Below are 20,462 nucleotides of genomic sequence, written 5' to 3'. Positions count from 1 at the left end.
AAGGGCGTGCCAGCGAGCCCTCAGCCCGCCTCGTCACCCGCGCGGTGCGCGATCCAGGCGCCGACGAGCGCCGAAACGTACGGGATGGACTGCGCCGCGAGGATGAACATCCACAGCGTGCTTTCGACGTAGTTCGTGCCGTAGTGCAGCGCCATGCCGACGATGGCGCAGAGCAGGGCGATCGCCATCAGGCCTTCCTCGCGCACCGGCGCGAAGGCGGCGAAGCTGCTGCCACCCATGCGCCGGCTCTTCGCGGTGACCACGAACGCGGTCTTCTCGCGCGTGAGGCCATGGAGGATGCCGCGAGCGATCGCATGCGAGAGGCCCATGCTGGCCACCGAGGCCATGATCGTGTCGTACCAGCCGCACGGGACACGCGCGCGATAGAGCACGACGCCGAAGATGGCCTTCGCGAAGAAGAACCCGATCACGGGAATCAGGAACAGCTGCATCGGCAGGTTGAAGTATTCCGGCGCGTAGATCATGCCGGCGGTCCACAACAGGCCCATCATCGTGAACACGAAGTGCAGCGCGTCGGCGAACCAGCTGAACCAGCCCGTCAGGAAATGGAAGCGCTGGCCGGCGGAGAGCGGCCCCTTGCGCGTCATCCAGCTCCAGCGGCCCTTGAGGATCTGCATCGCGCCGAAGGCCCAGCGATAGCGCTGGCTCTTGTATGCCTTGAAATCGGCGGGCGTGAGGCCCTTGCCCATCAGTTCGTCGACGTAGACCAGCTCGTATCCGGCATGCATCAGGCGCAGGCCGAGCTCGGCGTCCTCGCAGATCGTCCACTCGGACCAGCCGCCGGTGCCTTCCAGCGCCGAGCGGCGGACCATGGTCATCGTGCCGTGCTGGATGATCGCGTTGCGCTCGTTGCGATGGTGCATGCCGATGCGGAAGAAGCCGTCGTATTCCCACGCCGTCATGCGGCGGAAACGGTTCTTCTCGAAGTCGCGATGCGCCTGCGGGCACTGCACCACGGCCACCTTCGCGTCGTGGAAGTAGCCGGTGAGCGTCGAGAGCCAGTCCTCGCGCACCACGTAGTCGGCGTCGATGACGGCCACCACTTCGGCGCGCTCGTCGGTGGCGGTGAGGCCGAAGTTGAGCGCGCCCGCCTTGTAACCCGGCCACGGCTCGAGGTGGAAGAAGCGGAACTTCGGGCCGAGCTGCTTGCAGTACTCCTCGACCGGCTGCCACACCGCCGGATCCTTGGTGTTGTTGTCCAGCACCAGGACCTCGAAATTCTCGTAATCGAGCGCGGCCAGCGAGTCGAGGGTGATCTGCACCATCTCCGGCGGCTCGTTGTGGCACGCCAGGTGGATCGACACGAATGGCTGCTTCTCGACCGGATCGGGCGGCAGCATGCCGGCATGGCGTACCCAGCTGCGCCGCCAGAGCACTTCGGTGAACTCGAAGCCGTTGATCAGCAGGATGCCGAGGATCGCGATCTGCGCCGGGAACAGCAGGATCAGCATCGCCCAGTCGAAGGGGCTGAGGTAGAAATTGAAGGGCAGGGTGGCCGACCACACGATCAGGCCGCAGGCCAGCTGGATCAGCGCCATGAAGAAAAGGCGGCCGGTCAGCCTGAAGCGGCTGAAGCGCATGCCGAACCAGAGCATCGGGACGAACGCGAGCAGCGACGCGGCGATGGCCTTCCAGGGCCAGTTGACGTCCTCGGTGACCGGACCGGTGAAGGGGAACTTCAGCTGGCGGTCCGCGTTGAACATGCCCCAGTAGGCGCCGGTGCGGCCCTCGCCGAGGTTTTCCTTCCACGGCTGGTCGATGGCTTCGAGGACGTAGTAGTCGTCGATGCCGTTCGTCTTCGCGGCGTTGAAGAACGAGCGCAGGAAGATCGCTTCGTTGGAAACGCTGGGGTACGCGTACTTGTAGCGGTCGCCGTTGGAAGGCCAGCCGATCTCGCCGATGGCGATGTGCTTGCCGGGGAACTGCTGGCGCAGGGCCTTGTAGCTCTCGATCGAGTCGGTGACGCCCGCCCGTGCCTCGATACCGTTCCAGTAGGGGAACAGGTGCACGGTGATGAAGTCGACGTGGTCCGCCAGTTCGGGGTTCTGCAGCCAGATGTGGAACGGCTCGGCCACCGAGACCGGCTGGTGCACGGCGGCACGCACGCGATCGAGGTAGGACATGACCTGCGCCGGCTTCAGGTCGCCGCGGAACAGGACCTCGTTGCCGACGATGACGCGGGTGACCGTCTTCGGGTAGCGCCGGGCCTGGGCGATCAGGGCCTCGATCTCGCGCTCGTTGTTCTCCAGGCGCGTGTCGATCTGCGCACCGGCCATCACGTCGAGCCCTTCCTTGTCGGCGAGGCGGATGACCTGGGGGTTCTCCAGCACGGAATAGGTGCGGATGCGCGGCGAATAGCGCTTGATCAGCCGCAGGTCGCTGTCGATTTCCGGATCGGTGGAGACATCGCCCTTGATCGGGTTCTGGTAGCGCTGGTATGCCGTGAACGCGAACCCGGGGATGGGGCCGTGCCAGTCGTCGGGGCCGTTCGGGAGGTTGGCGACGAACCAGAGCCCCACATTCAGGGCCGCGACGAGGATCGCGAGGATCAGCGCGGCGAGGATCGGGTGGCTTCGTTCGGTCTTCGTGGCAGCGCTCAAAACAATCCCCGGACCGGTCGGCCCCCGAGTGGCATCAATGAGGTAACCGGGGGAGCTTAACGAACGGGGCGTGACGGCTCAACGCATGAAGGGTCGCACGGTCAGGGATAGCTCAGTTCGGGCGGGGTGGGAAGGGGGCGGCGCGACGACGGCCGCCCCCCATCCAGCACTCACTTCAGCAGGGAGCGCAGCATCCAGGCCGTCTTCTCGTGATCCTTCAGGCGGCCCGTGACCATATCGGCCGTGCCGTCGTCGCCGACCGACTCGGCGGCCTTGATCGTGTCGCGCGACGTGGCGGCGGCGATCTCGTGGCCTTCCACCAGCTGGGCCACCATGTCCTTCCAGTCGGGCACGCCCGTCTCTTCCTTGATCGAGGTCAGCTTGCCGAACTGGCTGTAGGAGCCCGGGGCGAAGACGTCGAGGATGCGGATGCGCTCGGCGACCTCGTCGGCGGCGAGCCACAGGGCGTTGTACTGGGTTTCGAACATGGCGTGCAGGCTATTGAACTGCGGGCCGGTCACGTTCCAGTGGAAGCTGTGGGTCTTCAGGTACAGCGAATAGGTGTCCGCGAGGAGCTTGGACAGATGCTTCGCGACGGTTTCGCGATCTTTCTTGGCGATGCCGATATCGATGGCCATGTTGCGACTCTCCTTGGTGTTTTTCGTTGTTTCAGGTGAAATTTTAACGAGCGGACCGGCGGACGAGAAATGAAACGTTCCGATGTGGCCGATAGGCGCACGCTATTATCGGGGTTCCCATGAGTACGCCCACAACCCCCGCCCGCCCGTCCTCCCCGGATCCCCGATTGCGTGAGCTGCGTCACGCGCTGGATCAGGTCGCCAGTCGCGACTTCGGCCGCCTCCTCGGCCGCTGGCGCAACCTCTCCCGCAAGCCCGACGCGGGCAAGCTGGATGCCCTCGCCACCGAGATCGCCGCCTCGGCCGCCCGCCGCGCGGCCCGCAAGGCGGCCAAGCCGACGATCACGGTCGACGCCTCGCTGCCGATCGCGGCTCGCGCGGACGACATCGTGAAGCTGATCCGCGAGAACCAGGTGGTGGTGCTGGCGGGCGAGACGGGATCGGGCAAGACGACGCAGCTGCCCAAGCTGTGCCTCGCCGCCGGTCGCGGCGAGGCCGGCCTGATCGGCTGCACGCAGCCCCGCCGTCTCGCCGCGCGCTCCGTCGCGACCCGCGTGGCCGAGGAGCTGGGCACGCCGATCGGCGACAAGGTGGGTTTCCAGGTCCGTTTCACCGAGAAGGTGTCCGACCAGGCGCTGATCAAGTTCATGACGGACGGCATCCTGCTGGCCGAGACGCAGTCCGATCCCTGGCTGTCGGCGTACGACACGATCATCATCGACGAGGCCCACGAACGCAGCCTCAACATCGATTTCCTCCTCGGCTACCTGAAGCGCCTCGCGGCGCGGCGGCCCGAGCTGAAGATCATCGTCACGTCCGCCACCATCGACACGGGGCGCTTCGCGGCGCACTTCGGCGACGCGCCCGTCGTCGAGGTCGAGGGCCGCACGTACCCTGTCGAGGTGCGCTACCGCCCGCCGGGGGAGCGCGTCGAGGGCAACGTCGCCCAGCAGGTGGCCGACGCCATGGACGAGATCACGCGCGACGACCCGCGCGGCGATGTGCTCGTGTTCCTTCCCGGCGAGCGCGAGATCCGCGATACGCACCTCCTGCTCTCGCGCAGGCAGTACCGCGAGACCGAGGTGCTGGCGCTGTACGCGCGCCTGTCGGCGAGCGAGCAGGATCGCGTGTTCCGGCCCGGTCCGAAGCGGCGCATCGTGCTCGCCACCAACGTGGCCGAGACGTCGCTCACCGTGCCGCGCATCCGATTCGTGGTGGATTCGGGCACGGCGCGTGTGAAGCGCTACAGCCAGCGCGGCCAGCTGGAGCGCCTGCACATCGAGCCGATCTCGCAGGCCGCCGCCAACCAGCGCAAGGGCCGCTGCGGGCGCGTGGGGCCCGGCGTCTGCTACCGCCTCTACGAAGAGGCCGATTTCGCGCTGCGCCCGGAGTTCACCGATCCCGAGCTGCTGCGCTCGTCGCTGGCCAACGTGATCCTGCGCATGCTGGCGCTCGACCTGGGCGAGGTCGACGATTTCCCGTTCCTCGAAGCGCCCGATCCCCGTGTCGTCGCCGATGGCTACCGCCGGCTCGCCGAGATCGGCGCGATCGACGACGACCGCCGCCTCACGGAGGTCGGCCGCACGGTCGCGCGCCTGCCGATCGACGTCCAGCTCGCGCGCATGATGGTGGAGGCCCGCCGGCTCGGCAGCGCGGCGGAACTGACGACGATCGTGGCCTTCCTGAGCATCCAGGACCCGCGCGAGCGCCCGCCCGAGGCGCGCGGCCAGGCCGACGCGGCCCATGCGCAGTTCGCGGATCCGAAATCCGACTTCGTCGGCGTGCTCAACCTGTGGCGCGCCTACCTCGCCGCCGCCGAGGAGCTCACCTCCTCGAAACTCCGCGACTGGTGCTCCCGCCATTTCCTGAGCTTCATGCGGATGCGCGAGTGGCGCGAACTGCACCGCCAGTTGGTGCTGGTGATGCGCGACCTTGGCTGGTCCGACGACGCCCGCGCCGCGAGTCAAGCCGCTCCGGTTGGAGCGGACCCGGCCGCGACAGCTCCTCGCGACGCGCAACTGGGCTCAGGCGGACGCCGCCGCCGCCCGGATCGCGCCCAGGTGCGCTCCAACAGCAGTGGGCCCGTTCCCGAGGGCGACGCGCTCTTCGAGGCCGTCCACCGCAGCCTGCTCGCCGGCCTGCCGACGCAGGTGGGGCACAAGGACGAAAAGGGCGTGTTCCGCGGCACGCGCGAGCGCCGCTTCCAGGTCTTCCCCGGTTCCGCGCTGGCGAAGGCGCCGCCGGCGTGGATCTTCTCGGCGCAGATCCTCGACATCGGCGGCCGCGTATGGGCGATGATGAACGCGCGCGTCGATCCGGCGTGGATCGAAAGCCAGGCGGCGCACCTCGTCCGCGCGACGGCGCGCGACGCGCACTGGTCGCGCAAGCGCGGCACGGTCGTCGCCTACGAGCAGGTGACCCTCTTCGGGCTCGTGCTCGTCGAGCGACGTCCGGTGACGTTCCAGCGGCAGGACCCCCGGCTCGCGCATGAGATCTTCCTGCGCGAAGGGCTGGTGCGCGGCGACCTCGACAGCCGCGCCGACTTCGTCCGGGCGAATGCGCGCGTGCTCGAACAGGCGCACGACATCGAGGCGAAGCAGCGCCGCGCCGGTCTTCTGAAGACGGACGAGGAACTCGCCGCGTTCTTCGACGGCAAGCTGCCGGAGAGCATTTCGGACACGCGCGCGCTCGACGCCTGGTATCGCAAGGCGTCGCCCGGCGAGCAGGCCGCGCTGCGCTGGACGCTCGCCGACGTCATGGATGCCGGTGCCGGACTCGACCCCAAGGCGTTCCCGGCATCGCTCGCCATCGGCCAGCACACTTATCGCCTCGAATACCGCTTCGTACCCGGCGATCCGGCCGATGGCGTCACCATCCACGTCCCGCTCGCCTTCCTCAACGCGTTGCCCGCGGCACGTGGCGACTGGCTCGTCGGCGGGCTGCTGACGGACAAGGTGGCGGAGCTGATCCGCTCGCTGCCGAAGGCGCAGCGTCGCAACTTCGTGCCCGCGCCCGATTTCGCGCGGGCGTTCGCCGAGGCCGAAGCGCCGCGCGACCAGCCGCTGGTCGTCGCGCTCGCGGCGTTTCTCAAGCGGACGACGGGCGTCGACATCGACGCGTCCGCGTTCGAGGGCGCCGAGCTGCCGCCGCACCTGCTCATGCATTATCGCGTGCACGACGAGAACGGCCGCACCGTCGCGGAGGGGCGCGACCTCGCCGCGATCCGCGCGCAGTGGGAGGGCAAGGCCCGGGAGGCCTTCTCGCGCAAGACGGATGTCGAACTCACGCGCGAGGACATCGTCGCCTGGGACTTCGAATCGATTCCGAAGGCGGTGCGCTCGGAGGGCGGCCTCGAGGCGTACCCGGCGCTGGTCGACCTCGGCGAGGCCGTGGCGCTGCGCGTGTTCGAACGCGCCGACGAAGCGGCGGCCGCGCATGTCGGCGGCGTCGAGCGGCTGCTCCGCCAGGCGCTCGCGCCGGAATTCAAGCGGGCGCGGCGGCAGCTACCGATCGCGAATCCGCTGTCGCTGAAATACGCGCCGATGGGAAGCGTGGACGGCCTACGCGACGACCTCGTCGAGGGCGGTTTCGCCGATCTGATCGCGGGGCGCCGCCTCGATGCCCGGACCCAGGGCGAGTTCGAGGCGCTGCGCACGGAACTCGGCCGCGAGCTCTTCGGTGCCGCGATGGCACGGCAGAAGCTGGCCGAACCGATCATCGAGGCGCAGGCGGAACTGAAGCCGTGGATGGACCCGCCCCTGATGGGCTTCGCCAAGGCCAGTTACGACGACCTGCGCGAGCAGCTCGCCGCGCTCCTGCAGCCGGGTTTCCTGCGCGAATTGTCCCCGGCCCGTCTCGCGCACATCCCGCGCTACCTCAAGGCGATGCGCCTGCGCGCCGAGCGTCTGCGCCAGGACCCGGCGCGCGACCAGTCGCGTATGCTGCAGGTGCTGCCTTACTGGCGGGCCCTGCTCAACGCGGGGGGCACGGGACTCGGGGACACCACCTGGGGCGAACTGCGCTGGCTGCTCGAGGAGTGGCGCGTATCGCTGTTCGCACAGGAGCTGAAAACCGCCGAGCCGGTGTCCGCCAAGCGGCTGGCCCGAGCGCTGGAAACGGCGCAGGCCGCACGATGAATCCACCGGAGACAAGGCGATGAGCGAGGTCCGCTCCCCCGACGCGAAGGCGCAGCCGATGCCGCTGACCGAGCGTGCGCGGGAAGCCTGCGCGCCGCTGCCGGTCGTGGCCCGCGCGGAAGTCGAGACGGTGATCGAACTCCTGCGCCTGCTGGGGTGCGACGACGAGACCTGCGCCTCCGCGCTCTGGTTCGCGCTGGCACGGGGCCTGCCCGGCGCCACCGACGAGGCGGAGAAGACCTGGCCGGCCTCGTTGCGGCGCCTGATCGAAGGGCAGGGCGAGGCCGAGAAGGTCTGGGCGTTGCATGCGCAGCGCGGTCCGAGGAGCGGCGCCGAAGGCCTGCGCCGTCTTCTTCTGGCGATCATCCGCGACCTGCGCGTCGTGTTCGTGTTGCTGGCGCGGCAACTGGCCGCGATGCGCACGGCGATGGCCTTGCCGGACCACGAACGCCGCGAACTCGCGCAGCTCACGTCGGACATCCACGCCCCGCTCGCGAACCGCCTCGGCATCTGGCAGCTGAAGTGGGAGCTCGAGGACCTCGCGTTCCGCTACCTCGAGCCCGACACCTATCGGCGCATCGCCCGGTTGCTCGACGAACGCCGCGCGGACCGCGAACACTTCATCGCCGCCAGCCTCGCCGAGTTGCGCGCGGTGCTCGACGGCGCGGGCGTCCGCGCCGACCTTGCCGGCCGGCCGAAGCACATCTTCTCCATCTGGAAGAAGATGAAGAAGAAGGGGCTGGAGTTCTCGGATCTCTACGACATCCGCGCGGTGCGCATCCTCGTCGACAGCGTGGCCGACTGCTACGCGGCGCTCGGTCTCGTGCACAGCCTGTGGCCGCACCTGCCCGGCGAGTTCGACGACTACGTGGCCCGGCCGAAGGGCAACGGCTACCGTTCGCTGCACACGGCCGTGATCGGCCCCGAGGGCAAGACGCTCGAGGTACAGATCCGCACGCACGAGATGCACCGCGCCAACGAACTCGGCGTCGCGGCGCACTGGCGTTACAAGGAGGGTGGCGGCGCGGATGCCGAATTCGAGGCGAAGATCGCCTGGATGCGCAAGCTGCTCGAGCCGCGCGGCGAGGACGAGGCCGAGCTGGCCGCGGGCTTCGAAACCGAGCTGATGGAAGACCGCGTGTACGTGCTCTCGCCCAAGGGCGAGGTGATCGACATGCCGCGCGGCGCGACCGTGCTGGATTTCGCGTACCACATCCACACCGAGGTCGGGCATCGCTGCCGTGGCGCCAAGGTCAACGGGCGCATCGTGCCGCTGACCACCGCGCCGCGCAGCGGCGACCGCGTGGAGATCCTCACCGCGAAGCTCTCCGAGCCGAGCCGCGACTGGCTCTCGTCGCACCATGGCTACCTGCACACGTCGCGCGCGAAGGAAAAGGTGCGCGCGTGGTTCCGCCGCGAGGCGCACGACGCGAACATCCTCGCCGGCAAGGCCTCGCTGGAAAAGGAGCTGCGTCGCCTCGCGCTCGACGACGTCGACCTGGCGAAGCTCGCGGCGCACTTCCGCCTCAAGGGCGTCGACGACCTGTACGTCACGGTCGCGCTCGGCGAGGTCACGCTGGGGCAGATCGCGCGCTCGCTGCAGGAACCGGTCGAACCGGAGATCACGCAGTCGGGCAATCCGGTCGCCTCGCGCGCCGCGCAACACGACCGTGGCGCCCTGTCGATCGAGGGCGTGGGCAACCTGCTGACGACGCTGGCGCGCTGCTGCCAACCGCTGCCGGGCGATCCCGTGCGAGGGTTCATCACGCGGGGGCGCGGCGTATCCGTGCATCGCGCCGATTGCGCGTCGCTGGCGAGGCTCGCCCGGCGCAATCCGGAGCGGGTGATCGACGTGAACTGGGGCCGGGTCGATGTCCAGAGCTACGAGGTCGACGTCGAGCTGCGCGGCTACGACCGCAAGGGACTGCAGAAGGACGTCGCGACCACGATCAACAACGTGGGCCCGCACATCGTCGCGTCGTCGAGCCGCGTGCACGTGCGGACGGGCGAGGTCGAGATGCGCTTCACGCTGCGCGTGAAGGACTACGAACAGCTCTCGACGCTGCTCGGCAGGCTGAGCGCGCTGCCGAACGTGACGGACGCCCGGCGCCTCGGCGGGCGGTGACGTCCACGTCGTGGCGGGCTTCCGTGGGAAGCCCGCTGGCGGGCGAATGGGTGCTTGTCGCGAGCCCCCATTCGCGCGCGAGCGCGCTTCCCACACCTTTAGCCATCAACCGCCCATCAGCAGACGCGTGCCCCAGTCGGACAGCGGCTGGGCGACGAGGATCCGCAGCAGGAAAAGCCCGAGCAGCACGACGGTGGGCGAGAAATCGAGGCCACCGATCGTCATGCGGCCACGCAGTGGACGCACCAGCGGCTCCGCGAGGCTCGACACGAGGCGCGCGACCGGGTGGTAACGGTCGGTCGAGAGCATGCTCATCAGCGACCAGACGAAGACCAGCACGATCCAGGTGAGCAGGAAGAAGTCGACCGTTTCGGCGATGCCGGCGACGATCACGCCCGCGATGGCGGGTGCGAAGCCCGCCAGCGCGACGATCAGCACGACCTTCAGGCATTCCAGCGCCAGGATGATCAGCAGCGCCGCCGTGTTCACGCGGCGGACGTTCGGCAGCGCCTTGCGCAGCGGACGCAGCACCGGATTCGTGAAGCGGTAGAGGAACTGGCAGATCGGATTGTTGAAATCCGCGCGGTGGGCCTCCGCGAGCAGGCGCAGCACGAACAGGGTGACGACGGCCCCAAAGACGAACTGAAGGATCAGTGCGCCGGCATTGGTCAGGTAATTCACGTTCTGGATTCCATGTCTTCGGAGAGTTCGACGCCGCGGCGGCGTGCGGCGTCCACCGCGCGTGCCACGATGGTGGGGAAATGGTCGGCCCGGAAACTGTCGAGCGCGGCCTGGGTGGTGCCGTTCGGCGAGGTCACCCGGGCGCGCAACGTCGCGGCGCTCTCGCCGCTCTCGATCAGCATGCGGCCGGCGCCGAGGGCCGTTTGCGCGGCCAGCGCTCGAGCGGTTTCACGCGACAGCCCCTGCGAGAACGCGGCGTTCTCCAGCGCCTCGACGAGCAGGAAGAAATACGCCGGGCCGGAGCCGGACAGGGCCGTGACGATGTCCAGCTGGTCCTCGTCGGGCACCCAGACCGTGAGCCCCGCGGCGTCCAGCACGTGCTGGGCCTCCGCGCGCTGCGGCGCGCTGACGCGGCCATTGGCGAACAGGGCCGTGGCCCCTGCGCCGATCATGGCCGGCGTGTTCGGCATGCAGCGGACGACGGGCAGGGCGGCGTCGAGCCAGCGTTCGATCTGATGGATGCGGATGCCGGCCGCGATGGAGATCACCAGCGGCCGGTATTTCTGCACGGCGGGACGCAGGCCGCGGCAGACCTCGGCGAGCATCTGCGGCTTCACGGCGAGCACCAGGATCGACGCGCCCTCCGCGGCGTCCAGGTTATCGGTGTACGTGGCCACCCCGTATTCGCGGGAGAGCTCCTGGAGGGACTCGGCGCGGGGCTCCGCCACGGCGATGCCGCCCGGCTGGGCGCCGTGGCGGATCATCCCGGCGATCAGCGCGGTAGCCATGTTGCCGCCACCGATGAAGGCGATCCGATTCATGGGTTTTGCAGACTCCGTAGGCGACGACGTTCACAACGTGCAGAGCATATACGGTGCCGCGCCTTGCCGCCGACCCCCGGGCATGGTTACCTATGCCGACCAAGACAGGGGACCACCATGGATATCGCCGAACTCCTTGCCTTCTCCGTGAAGAACAAGGCCTCCGACCTGCACCTTTCCGCGGGTCTTCCGCCGATGATCCGTGTCGACGGCGACGTCCGGCGCATCAACATCCCGGCTCTGGAGCACAAGCAGGTCCACTCGCTGATCTACGACATCATGTCGGACAAGCAGCGTCGCGACTATGAGGAATTCCTTGAAGTCGACTTCTCCTTCGAGATCCCGGGCCTGGCGCGTTTCCGCGTCAACGCGTTCAACCACAACCGTGGCGCGGGCGGCGTGTTCCGTACCATTCCCTCGGAAGTGCTCACGCTGGAAGACCTGGCGGCGCCACGCATCTTCCGCGAGCTGATCGAGCAGCCGCAGGGCCTGATCCTCGTCACCGGCCCGACGGGTTCGGGCAAGTCGACGACGCTGGCGGCCATGGTCGATCACATCAACAAGAACGAATACGGCCACATCCTCACCGTCGAGGATCCGATCGAGTTCGTCCACACCTCGCAGAAGTGCCTGGTGAACCAGCGCGAAGTGCACCGCGACACCCATGGCTTCAACGAGGCCCTGCGTTCCGCGCTGCGCGAAGATCCCGATTACATCCTGGTGGGCGAGCTTCGCGACCTGGAGACCATCCGCCTCGCGCTCACCGCGGCGGAAACGGGACACTTGGTCTTCGGCACGTTGCATACCTCGTCGGCCGCCAAGACGATCGACCGCATCATCGACGTGTTCCCGGCGGGCGAGAAGCCCATGGTCCGCTCGATGCTCTCGGAGTCGCTGCGTGCGGTGATCTCGCAGTCGCTGCTGAAGAAGGTGGGCGGTGGCCGCACGGCGGCGCACGAGATCATGGTCGGCATCCCCGCGATCCGTAACCTGATCCGCGAGGACAAGGTCGCCCAGATGTACTCGTCGATCCAGACGGGCCAGCAGCACGGCATGCAGACCCTGGACCAGAACCTCAGCGACCTGGTCAAGCGCGGCCTGATCTCCCGCCAGGAAGCCCTGATGTACGCCAAGAACAAGGAAGGGTTCCGCTGAGCCCGCCTTAACGTGAAGGCAGTCGCTGCACCCGCCCGCGTGGCGGGTATATGATCGCGGCACAGGGGACGCCGGCCCGGTCCGGCATGGGATACAGGCCATGAGCGACTTCGACTTCACTTCTTTCCTCAAGCTGATGGTGCACAAGCAGGCCTCCGACCTGTTCATCACCGCCGGCGTCGCGCCCTCGCTCAAGGTGCAGGGGCGCGTCGTGCCCATCACGCAGAGCCCGCTGTCCGCGCAGCAGTCGCGCGACATGGTGCTGAACGTGATGACGCCCGCCCAGCGCGAGGAGTTCGAAAAGACCCACGAATGCCAGTTCGCGATCAGCGCGTCGGGCATCGGGCGCTTCCGCGTGTCGTGCTTCTACCAGCGCAACTGCGTCGGCATGGTCCTGCGCCGCATCGAGTCGAAGATCCCCACGCCCGAGGAACTCAGCCTGCCGCCGATCATCAAGCAGCTGGCGATGACCAAGCGCGGCATCATCATCTTCGTGGGTGGCACAGGCACCGGTAAGTCGACCTCGCTCGCGTCGATGATCGGTTACCGCAACCAGAATTCCACGGGTCACATCATCACGATCGAGGACCCGATCGAATACGTGCACAAGCACGAGGGCTGCATCATCACCCAGCGCGAGATCGGCATCGACACCGACAGCTGGGAGAACGCGCTGAAGAACACGCTGCGCCAGGCGCCCGACGTGATCATGATCGGCGAAGTGCGCACGCGCGAGACGATGGAGCACGCCATCAACTTCTCCGAAACGGGCCACCTGTGCCTGTGTACGCTGCACGCGAACAACGCCAACCAGGCGCTGGACCGCATCCTGCATTTCTTCCCGGAAGACCGTCGCCAGCAGCTCTTCATGGATCTGTCGCTGAACCTCAAGGGCATCGTGGCGCAGCAGCTGATCCCGACCCCCGACGGCAAGGCGCGCCGCGTCGCGGTGGAAGTGCTGCTGGGCACGCCGCTCGCGCAGGATTACATCCGTCAGGGCGAGATCCACAAGCTGAAGGAACTCATGCGCGATTCGAACCAGCTCGGCATGCGGACCTTCGACCAGAGCCTCGTGGAGCTGTATCACGCAGGCGAGATCTCCTATGAGGACGCGTTGCGCCACGCCGACAGCTCGAACGAAGTGCGACTGCGCATCAAGCTGGCGCAGGGCGGCGACGCGCATACGCTGTCGCAGGGCCTCGAGGGCGTGGAGATCGACAAGACCACCGATCGCAACACCTTCGGCGGCATGCTGCACCGCTGACGCGCGCCCAACCGATGTAGGAGCGGACCCGGCCGCGACAGCTTCTCGCCGCGGTTCTCAAGCTCACGCGCCAGCTCGCAGGGAGGGGCGAAGAGCTGTCGCGGCCGGGTCCGCTCCAACAAAAAAGGGAGCCCGAGGGGCTCCCTTTCTCGTCCTGCGCTAAGCGACGCTTAGTTCGCGGCGGCAGCCGAGACGGTCAGGCCGCTGGCGTCCACGCTCTTCACGCCCTTGATCTTCTTGGCGATGGCTTCCGCGTGGCTCTTCTCCTTCGCCGTGGCGACCGTACCCGTGAGGGTCACGACGCCTTCGGTCGTGCTTACCGAGATATCGGTGGCCTTGACCGACTTGTTGGCGGCGAACTCGCTCTTCACCTTGGTGGTGATCCACGTATCGTCGGCCTTGCCGGCGACCGTCTGATTGTCGCCCTTGGACGCGGCGGCAGCGGAGTCCTGAGCATATGCCTGCGCGAACGGAACCGTGCCGAGACCGGCGACGAGGGCGGCGGCGAACAGGGCCTTGCGGAGGTTGGCGTTGATCATGATCGAACTCCTTCGTTACACGCTGAATGGGTCTGGCGATGGCGCCACGCTCTGTGGCTGCCGTATCGCGGGGCCAATGGAAACAGCGCATCCGTGAACGATTCGTGCCGGGAAATTTTCTCCGTTCAGGTAGGTCAAGAAGTCATGGGGCAGAAAAAAAGGGGCACCCGAAGGCGCCCCTTTTTTCGTGCGGCGTTGCGCGTATCGTTACTTGTATTCGACGGCGCCGGAGAGCACGAGGCCCTTCTCTTCCATGTGCGATTCGCCGGAGACGCGCACGATGCGTGCGGCCTGTGCCTTCATGGCATCGAACTGCGCCTTCGAGCGCTCCGCCGCCATGGCCTGCGCCTGCTGGTCGTCCGGGGCGCCGTCCGCACCCGCGGCTTCGGCCATCGACGCGGCGTACGACGTCGCCTTGTCGGCCATCACGTCTACCCAGGTGCGGTACATGTCGCCCGTGAGGTGCAGGCGGCTGAGGCGGCCGGCATCGCCGACGGAACCCATGAGCATGTCGTCGAGTTTCGCATCCTCACCTTCGCCCACGCCGATCACGATCGCCTGGCCGTTCATGGCCGCCCAGCCCGGCATGCCGAGCATCGCGGTGATGTTCTGGGGCAGGGGAGCGGGCTTGCCGTCGCCGGCGAGCTTGAAGTCGCCGCCGAGCATCGCCTGACCCATGGCGAGCAGGCCCGCCGGGTTGCGCGTGGCGAGCAGCACGCGGCCCGTGAACGACGGAAGCTGCTGCCCCGCGGCGGCCGGCTTGAACGAGTCGAGCGCGATACGCACGCCGCGGATGTCGCCGAACGGCGGAATCGCGGACTGCTGCATGGTGGAACCGAACTTCGCGAAGCTGTCGTTCATGCTCGCGAAGGCGGGGCATTCGAACGGCTTCGCCGCGACGGCTTCCGCCTGCGCGGTCGCGAAGGTGCGCAGCTGCTCCATCGGCAGCGCGATGCTGAGGTCGAACGGATCCTTCGCGTCCTGGCCCAGGCCCGGCAGCTCGACCTTGAGACCCGAGAAGGCCTTCGTGATGTCGTCGGCGAGGGCGATGTCGACGCGCTGTTCCTGGTGGTGGAGGTCGAGGCGCGTGTAGCCGAAGCTGATCGACGGCACGCGCGCGGCGATGCGCGACGCTTCCGGCACGCAGCTGGCGGGAAGCGGCGGGATGGGTTCGCCGGTCTTCGCCGACTGGTGCTTCAGGAAGGTGGAGAACAGGGGGTCCTTGCCGGCGGCCACGAGGGGCAGCAGGCGGACGAGGTCGAGCTGGCCGACCACGTAGTCCTTATAGCCCTTCGCCTTGGCGAGGTCGGCGAGGCGGCCGTCGTCCTGCAGGCTCTTTTCCGGACGGTCGGCGCCGAGCGCCTGGCGGACCATCGGCTGCGCGGCATCGGCCGGGAGCAGCGACACGACGGCCTGCTTACCGACCGTCGCGATGATCAGCTGCACGCCGGTATCGCCGAGGGTCACGTGGCGATACGCCTGGCCACCGGCGTCGGCGGCATCCAGCTTCTTGCCATAGGCGGCTTCGAGGCGGCCGAGGAAAGCGTCCCAGGCGGCCGTGTCGGCCAGCGCGACGCGCGCGACCGGGCTGAGGCCGAGGCCGTAGAACGCCGAGCCGGTCTTCACGTCGAGGCCCATGTTCTTCAGCGCCGCCTCGGCGGTCTTGCCGTCGAACTCGGCGGCGAAGGCACGCAGCAGGCGGGCGCCTTCGACGTTGCCCTTCGTTTCGAGATCCTGCGCGACCGACTTCATCTGGACCACCTGGCCCGGCAGCTCGCTGTTCGCCTGGGCGATCACCGCCTCGTAGGCGTCGTCGTCGAGCTTGTCGAGGTTGGCCAGCACGTACGGCGTGTCCGCCGGTACGAACGCCAGCGGGGCATCCTTGTCCTTGTGGCCGCAGGCCGCCAGCAGCACGCTGGCGAGGCCGAGCGCGATGAGTCGCTTGGTCGGTCGCATCTTGTATCCCGTTGAGTTGGTCCCTGGAGCGGCCATTATGCCGGATTGGACCGCGGGGCGCGGAAGTCCGATGCATACCTGCACGGCGCCGGATACCTCCCCGTGCATGGGTAACGGCCGCGCTACGGGGCGGCAAAGGCCCACGGAATCCTGGGAGGTGGACGATCCGCGGGGCGCGGCGCACCGTGAAACGACTCGGCAGGTGCGAAAAAATGCCCGATCGACAGCCCGGAAGAATTCGACGGTTGCCGCGCAGTGAGCGCGGCAACCGGAAGCGGAGAGGTCAGCCTGGCGTCGCCCTTATGCCTTCGTTCTCTTCTCGATCTCGAGATACTTGAGTTTTACCTCCGCGAAGGTGGTGAAACCGAGCCAGCGGATGTGCTTCAAGGGGTCCTTGTTCGCCGGCGGATCCTTGTCTCCGTACAGATGCTGCCAGCGTTTCTTCGCCTCCTCGCTCGGGGAACTGTTCGGGGCCGAGTCCGGCAGAGTCGCAGTCGCGGTCATATCCGGGCCGTCCACGATGGGCACCGAATAGTAGTCGCCCTCGCCGTCGAGATAATCGACATGAGTCTCTTGAATGTTCGCCTGAAAGCCCACCTTCGCGACGACCACGTGCGAGTTGTCGACATTGAAGTCCTCGGTGAAAAAGACGAGAGCCTGATCGGTGTCGTCCCCGGACAAGATGACGAGGTAGTCCCCGTCCTTCTTCAGCTGGGTGTTGGCTTGAGGCTCGATGTAAACCGTCTCGCCTTCGTCGTTGGTAGCCGACCAGTAATTCCTGCCGTCGACCTGCTGGAAATCCTTGAACTCATGCCTTGCCATGATGGGTTCTCCCTGAATGAACGGCATCGTCCGTCGATGCCGGCGTGCGAATGCGACGCCTCGAACATCTTGCGCCGCCATCACGGTGCAAGCCATCCCTCTTCGGTCGTAGGGCACGCTTGTGAGGGGATCGGGCTTTCAGTTGCATCGCGCGCAGGCCGCCGCGTTTGTACATTCTTTCGACTGCGATCGAAGCCGATCCGGCAAGCGGGGAGCGGATACGGTTCATCGACCAGAAAAAGACGTGAGCGCCCTACAACGAATGGTCGAGAGCAACGTCGGGTGGCTCACCGTTAGGATCGTCGGGCACATGGCGCGTGGCCCAGAGGAGTCTAGCCAATGGAAGGCACTCACCGAAGCGCAAGCAGGCACGAAAGAGTCTCGCGGCCCGGAACGCACCGGGGTCGCCAGTCTATAGACATCACTTCGGTGAGTTCGAGAGCATCGATTACAAGGAGTACTCGATACTCGGTCACCGTCTACGAGTACAGGTCGTGACGCGCTGAACGCCTATCGCTGTCGCGAAGGAGGTGCCCGGGTCGCGTGTCGTCGCGATCCGGGCAACCGGTATCGCCGCATCGATGGGAAGCACCTTGCCATGGAAGGCGACATGCACATTCATCTTGCCGAAGCCGGACGGTTCGCCATCGAAGGTGGCCGCGCGATACATCGGGGTGAGCCGGGTTTCGCGATCACGGTCGACGAGGTCGGCGAGCCACGGGCCGTCTGGGACGTCGCGGTACCGGCATCGGGTCCACCGGTTCTGCGTGCCATTCGGCACAGCCTTTGGGCCTTCGAACTCGCGTTCGACGAACCGGTCGAAGACGCCGCGCTGACCTACCTCGCGGACACGCGCCATCAGTTGTACTGGACCGACGAGCGCGGCACGGTGCACCCGCAGGAGGTCGGGCCCTCCGACCTCACGGGTTTCCGCACGGCGCGATGGGCGGTGGGCGGAACGCGCGTGGCGAGCCTGCGCTGCGAATTTCCACTGCGGTCGCCCGCGATCGTGTGCCTGCGTAGCGTGGAGGTGCCGGCGGCGTCGGACCGCGGCTGGGTGGGGCGAGCGTCCCAGTGGATGCGCGGCATGGCGGCGACGCCGGCACCCGCCAGACCCTACACGCCGCGCCCCGCGATGTACCTCGACCTGACCGACGATCTCCTCGTGACCGCCGAAGGCTCGAGGGCGGTGGTCGTGTCGGAAGGGCTGCGCGTCGACATGGTCGTCGACCGTCCGGGCCCTCGCGGCACGCAGGTCATCGTGCCCGCGTTCGGCGACGGGGCGACGTTCCTGCGGCTCGAAAGCGAAGGCATGCAGTTGTTCGCCCTCGACTTCGCCGATCCCGTCTCGACGGTCGAACTGGAATACGCGACGACGTTGCCGCATCGACTGGAATGGACGTACGCCAACGAGTCGTTCATCGAGTGCGAAGACGTACCGGCCGCGTTGTTGACGGGCATGCGCGTGGCACGACGTGACGCCGGCGACGTCCGCATCCGCCGATTGCGCTGCGTCTACGAGAACACCCGCGCGGACGTCGCGCTTCTGAGATCGCTCACGGTCAGGCCATGGGCGAGCGCGCGCGGGGAAGGCGATGTCTATATCCCCTGGACGCTCTCGCCCTGGCGCATCTGACCTGGCAGGAAATTCCTTTGGTGGCGGTGCGTGCGCCGCCGCTACTCACCGCGGCCTTGGCCGCCCTTACTTTCATAATCTACGGGAGACAGGTATGGATACCTACGCATTTTCAGACTTCTCGCTGGTCGGTAACGAGTTCGTTCTGACCCGGGGCGACGCGATGATCAAATGCAATGTCTTTGATCATGACGCTCAGCGGAACTTCTCCTTCCTTGGCGGAAGGTACCTCGCACTGAAGAACACCGCGGGGATTGGCAATATCGCCGAGCTTACGTTCTACGGCAAGGATGAGGAGCCCGTGGTCACGCAGGCGGAGTTGAAGTACATATCTTTCACCAGCTCGTTCCTGCGGATGTACACGAACGACGGCAGTAGCGAAGACAGCGAGGACGATGATCGCCTGGGCGTTTGCGCCGTGAAGTTCAGCGCGCCGGTAGGCATCAAGTCGATCACCCTCGATGCGTGGCACGAGGCTCCCCACCTCGTGCTCCTGGAATCGATCAGTGTTTCGTGGATCGAGAACGGGGCCAGGCGTTCGGCGTCGCCGTGGGCGCACAGCAGGGTGCAGTCGCCTCGTCGATGATCGCATCGGGCGCCGGGGTGATGCCCCGGCGCCTTTGCAAACACCTGTGTCGCGTCAGCGCCCCATCACTTCCGCCAGCACCGCCATGCGCACGAACACGCCGTTGCCGACCTGTTCGAGGATCCGCGACTGGGCGCCGTCGGCGACTTCCGGCGCGATCTCGATGCCCCGGTTGATGGGGCCCGGATGCATCACGAGGCAGCCTTTTTCCGCCAGCGCGAGGCGGCGGGTGCAGAGACCGAAACGGTCGAAGTAGGCCGCTTCGTCCGGCAGATCGGTCGCGGCCATGCGCTCCTTCTGCAGACGGAGCATGATCACCACGTGCGCGCCCTTGATCGCCTCGTCGAAGTCCTCGTGGTAGCTGACGTTGGAAAGCTCGCTTTCCGCCGGAAGCAGGGCCGACGGGCCGACGATGCGGATGTCCTTCGCACCGAGCGCGCTGAACGCGTGCACGTCGGAACGCGCGACGCGGGAGTGGCGCACGTCGCCGCAGATGACGATGCGCAGCTTGCGGAAATCGGGGTGGTGGTTGCGGATCGTCAACGCGTCGAGCAGGCCCTGCGTCGGATGGGCACGATTACCGTCACCCGCGTTCACCACCGAGACGCCGCTCATGGCGTGCTTGACCAGCGACTCCGGCGTGCCGGATTCCTTGTGCCGCACGACGATCGTGTCGAGGTGCATGGCTTCGAGCGTGTGCAGCGTGTCGAAGAGTTCCTCGCCCTTCGCGGTCGACGAGAAACCGATGTCGAAGTTGACCACATCGGCGCCGAGGCGTCGGGCGGCCAGCTCGAACGACGTGCGCGTGCGCGTCGACGGTTCGAAGAACAGGTTCAGTACCGTGCGGCCCGCGAGCAGGTCGAGCTTGCGGGTTCCGTGGGCGGTCGCGTCGCGCATGCTGTTGGCCCGGTCGAGCAGGCGCTCGATCGCTTCGCGCGGCAGGTTTTCGAGGGTGGTCAGATGGCGCAGGCGTTGTGACATGACGTCCTCAAACGGAAGGGAACGGTTCGGATTCGGATGCGATGCGGGGGACGATACACGGAACGCGCGGAATCACGATACGAGGTAGCTTTCCAGGATGACGGCCGCGGCTTCGGCGTCGATCGACTTCGCGTCGGAGCGCTTGCGCGTGCCCGCCGCCCGACCGGCCGCGAAACGCCGTGCGGCTTCCTGGGAGCTCATGCGCTCGTCGGCGAACGCCACCGGCAGGGCGTAACGCGCGCCGATGCTCTCGGCGAAGCGTCGCGCCGTCTTCGTCATCGGCTGTTCCTTGCCCTCGTTGTCCAGCGGCAGGCCCACGACGAGTTCGGCCGGCAACCATTCGCGGCGAAGGGTGTCGAGCGCCTGCCAGTCGGGCTGGCCGTCGCGCACGGGTATCGCGGCGAGCGCACGGGCGGTACCCGTGAGGCGATTGCCGACGGCGACGCCCACGATCTTCGTGCCGACATCGAACCCGAACAGGCAGCTCATGGTACCGGCGGC

Annotated in this window: 15 protein-coding genes; 6 read left to right on the top strand and 9 right to left on the bottom strand. The window is 67.2% G+C overall.

Annotated features, from left to right (window positions below):
• Positions 1 to 20: 20 nt before the first annotated feature.
• Both BMY69_RS07560 and BMY69_RS07555 read right to left on the bottom strand, forming a co-directional pair.
• Positions 21 to 2,627 carry a glycosyltransferase gene (locus BMY69_RS07560; protein WP_177191111.1) on the bottom strand — a complete coding sequence of 869 codons (2,607 nt, stop codon included), beginning with the start codon at positions 2,625 to 2,627 and terminating at the stop codon, positions 21 to 23.
• 164 nt (positions 2,628 to 2,791) lie between these two features.
• On the bottom strand, positions 2,792 to 3,259 hold the full coding sequence (locus BMY69_RS07555) for a Dps family protein (RefSeq protein WP_090176673.1): 468 nt from the start codon (positions 3,257 to 3,259) through the stop codon (positions 2,792 to 2,794).
• Between the two features lie 119 nt (positions 3,260 to 3,378).
• On the opposite strand from BMY69_RS07555, the gene hrpA reads away from it, so the two are divergent.
• Positions 3,379 to 7,395, top strand: coding sequence for an ATP-dependent RNA helicase HrpA (gene hrpA / locus BMY69_RS07550; RefSeq protein ID WP_090176671.1), 4,017 nt, complete (start codon positions 3,379 to 3,381; stop codon positions 7,393 to 7,395).
• A 19-nt stretch (positions 7,396 to 7,414) separates the two neighbouring features.
• On the top strand, positions 7,415 to 9,520 hold the full coding sequence (locus BMY69_RS07545) for a bifunctional (p)ppGpp synthetase/guanosine-3',5'-bis(diphosphate) 3'-pyrophosphohydrolase (RefSeq protein ID WP_090176669.1): 2,106 nt from the start codon (positions 7,415 to 7,417) through the stop codon (positions 9,518 to 9,520).
• 105 nt (positions 9,521 to 9,625) lie between these two features.
• On the opposite strand, the gene BMY69_RS07540 is transcribed toward BMY69_RS07545, so the two are convergent.
• Complete coding sequence (locus BMY69_RS07540; protein ID WP_090176666.1) at positions 9,626 to 10,201, bottom strand: YggT family protein; 576 nt, start codon at positions 10,199 to 10,201, stop codon at positions 9,626 to 9,628.
• On the bottom strand, positions 10,198 to 11,022 hold the full coding sequence (proC, locus tag BMY69_RS07535; RefSeq protein WP_090052155.1) for a pyrroline-5-carboxylate reductase: 825 nt from the start codon (positions 11,020 to 11,022) through the stop codon (positions 10,198 to 10,200). The genes BMY69_RS07540 and proC overlap by 4 nt, the downstream gene beginning before the upstream one ends.
• A 117-nt stretch (positions 11,023 to 11,139) precedes the next feature.
• Between proC and BMY69_RS07530 the strand changes: the two genes are divergently transcribed.
• Both BMY69_RS07530 and BMY69_RS07525 read left to right on the top strand, forming a co-directional pair.
• Positions 11,140 to 12,177 carry a type IV pilus twitching motility protein PilT gene (locus BMY69_RS07530; RefSeq protein ID WP_090052157.1) on the top strand — a complete coding sequence of 346 codons (1,038 nt, stop codon included), beginning with the start codon at positions 11,140 to 11,142 and terminating at the stop codon, positions 12,175 to 12,177.
• Positions 12,178 to 12,277: 100 nt separating this feature from the next.
• The gene (locus tag BMY69_RS07525) at positions 12,278 to 13,441 is read left to right on the top strand and encodes a PilT/PilU family type 4a pilus ATPase (RefSeq protein WP_090052159.1); all 1,164 of its coding nucleotides are present in this window, start codon (positions 12,278 to 12,280) and stop codon (positions 13,439 to 13,441) included.
• Positions 13,442 to 13,611: 170 nt separating this feature from the next.
• Here the strand turns inward: BMY69_RS07525 and BMY69_RS07520 are convergent, their stop codons facing one another.
• The 3 genes from BMY69_RS07520 to BMY69_RS07510 form a co-directional block, all read right to left on the bottom strand.
• The gene (locus BMY69_RS07520; protein ID WP_090052160.1) at positions 13,612 to 13,980 is read right to left on the bottom strand and encodes a BON domain-containing protein; all 369 of its coding nucleotides are present in this window, start codon (positions 13,978 to 13,980) and stop codon (positions 13,612 to 13,614) included.
• Between the two features lie 207 nt (positions 13,981 to 14,187).
• On the bottom strand, positions 14,188 to 15,936 hold the full coding sequence (locus BMY69_RS07515) for a hypothetical protein (protein WP_090176664.1): 1,749 nt from the start codon (positions 15,934 to 15,936) through the stop codon (positions 14,188 to 14,190).
• 300 nt (positions 15,937 to 16,236) lie between these two features.
• On the bottom strand, positions 16,237 to 16,854 hold the full coding sequence (locus tag BMY69_RS07510; RefSeq protein ID WP_143070422.1) for a hypothetical protein: 618 nt from the start codon (positions 16,852 to 16,854) through the stop codon (positions 16,237 to 16,239).
• 514 nt (positions 16,855 to 17,368) lie between these two features.
• Here BMY69_RS07510 and BMY69_RS07505 point away from each other — a divergent pair.
• Complete coding sequence (locus BMY69_RS07505) at positions 17,369 to 18,394, top strand: hypothetical protein (protein ID WP_143070421.1); 1,026 nt, start codon at positions 17,369 to 17,371, stop codon at positions 18,392 to 18,394.
• 94 nt (positions 18,395 to 18,488) lie between these two features.
• Positions 18,489 to 18,980 carry a hypothetical protein gene (locus BMY69_RS07500; protein ID WP_090176656.1) on the top strand — a complete coding sequence of 164 codons (492 nt, stop codon included), beginning with the start codon at positions 18,489 to 18,491 and terminating at the stop codon, positions 18,978 to 18,980.
• Between the two features lie 54 nt (positions 18,981 to 19,034).
• Here the strand turns inward: BMY69_RS07500 and BMY69_RS07495 are convergent, their stop codons facing one another.
• On the bottom strand, positions 19,035 to 19,961 hold the full coding sequence (locus BMY69_RS07495) for an aspartate carbamoyltransferase catalytic subunit (RefSeq protein ID WP_090052170.1): 927 nt from the start codon (positions 19,959 to 19,961) through the stop codon (positions 19,035 to 19,037).
• A 72-nt stretch (positions 19,962 to 20,033) separates the two neighbouring features.
• Entirely contained in the window at positions 20,034 to 20,450 is a 417-nt protein-coding gene (gene ruvX, locus BMY69_RS07490) for a Holliday junction resolvase RuvX (RefSeq protein WP_090052171.1), read from the bottom strand.
• Between the last annotated feature and the right edge of the window lie 12 nt (positions 20,451 to 20,462).

The organism is Luteibacter sp. UNC138MFCol5.1, from assembly GCF_900110505.1.
GTDB lineage: Bacteria > Pseudomonadota > Gammaproteobacteria > Xanthomonadales > Rhodanobacteraceae > Luteibacter.
The sequence above is the reverse complement of the archived record's forward strand: the minus strand, read 5'-3'. Positions and strand labels throughout refer to the sequence as shown.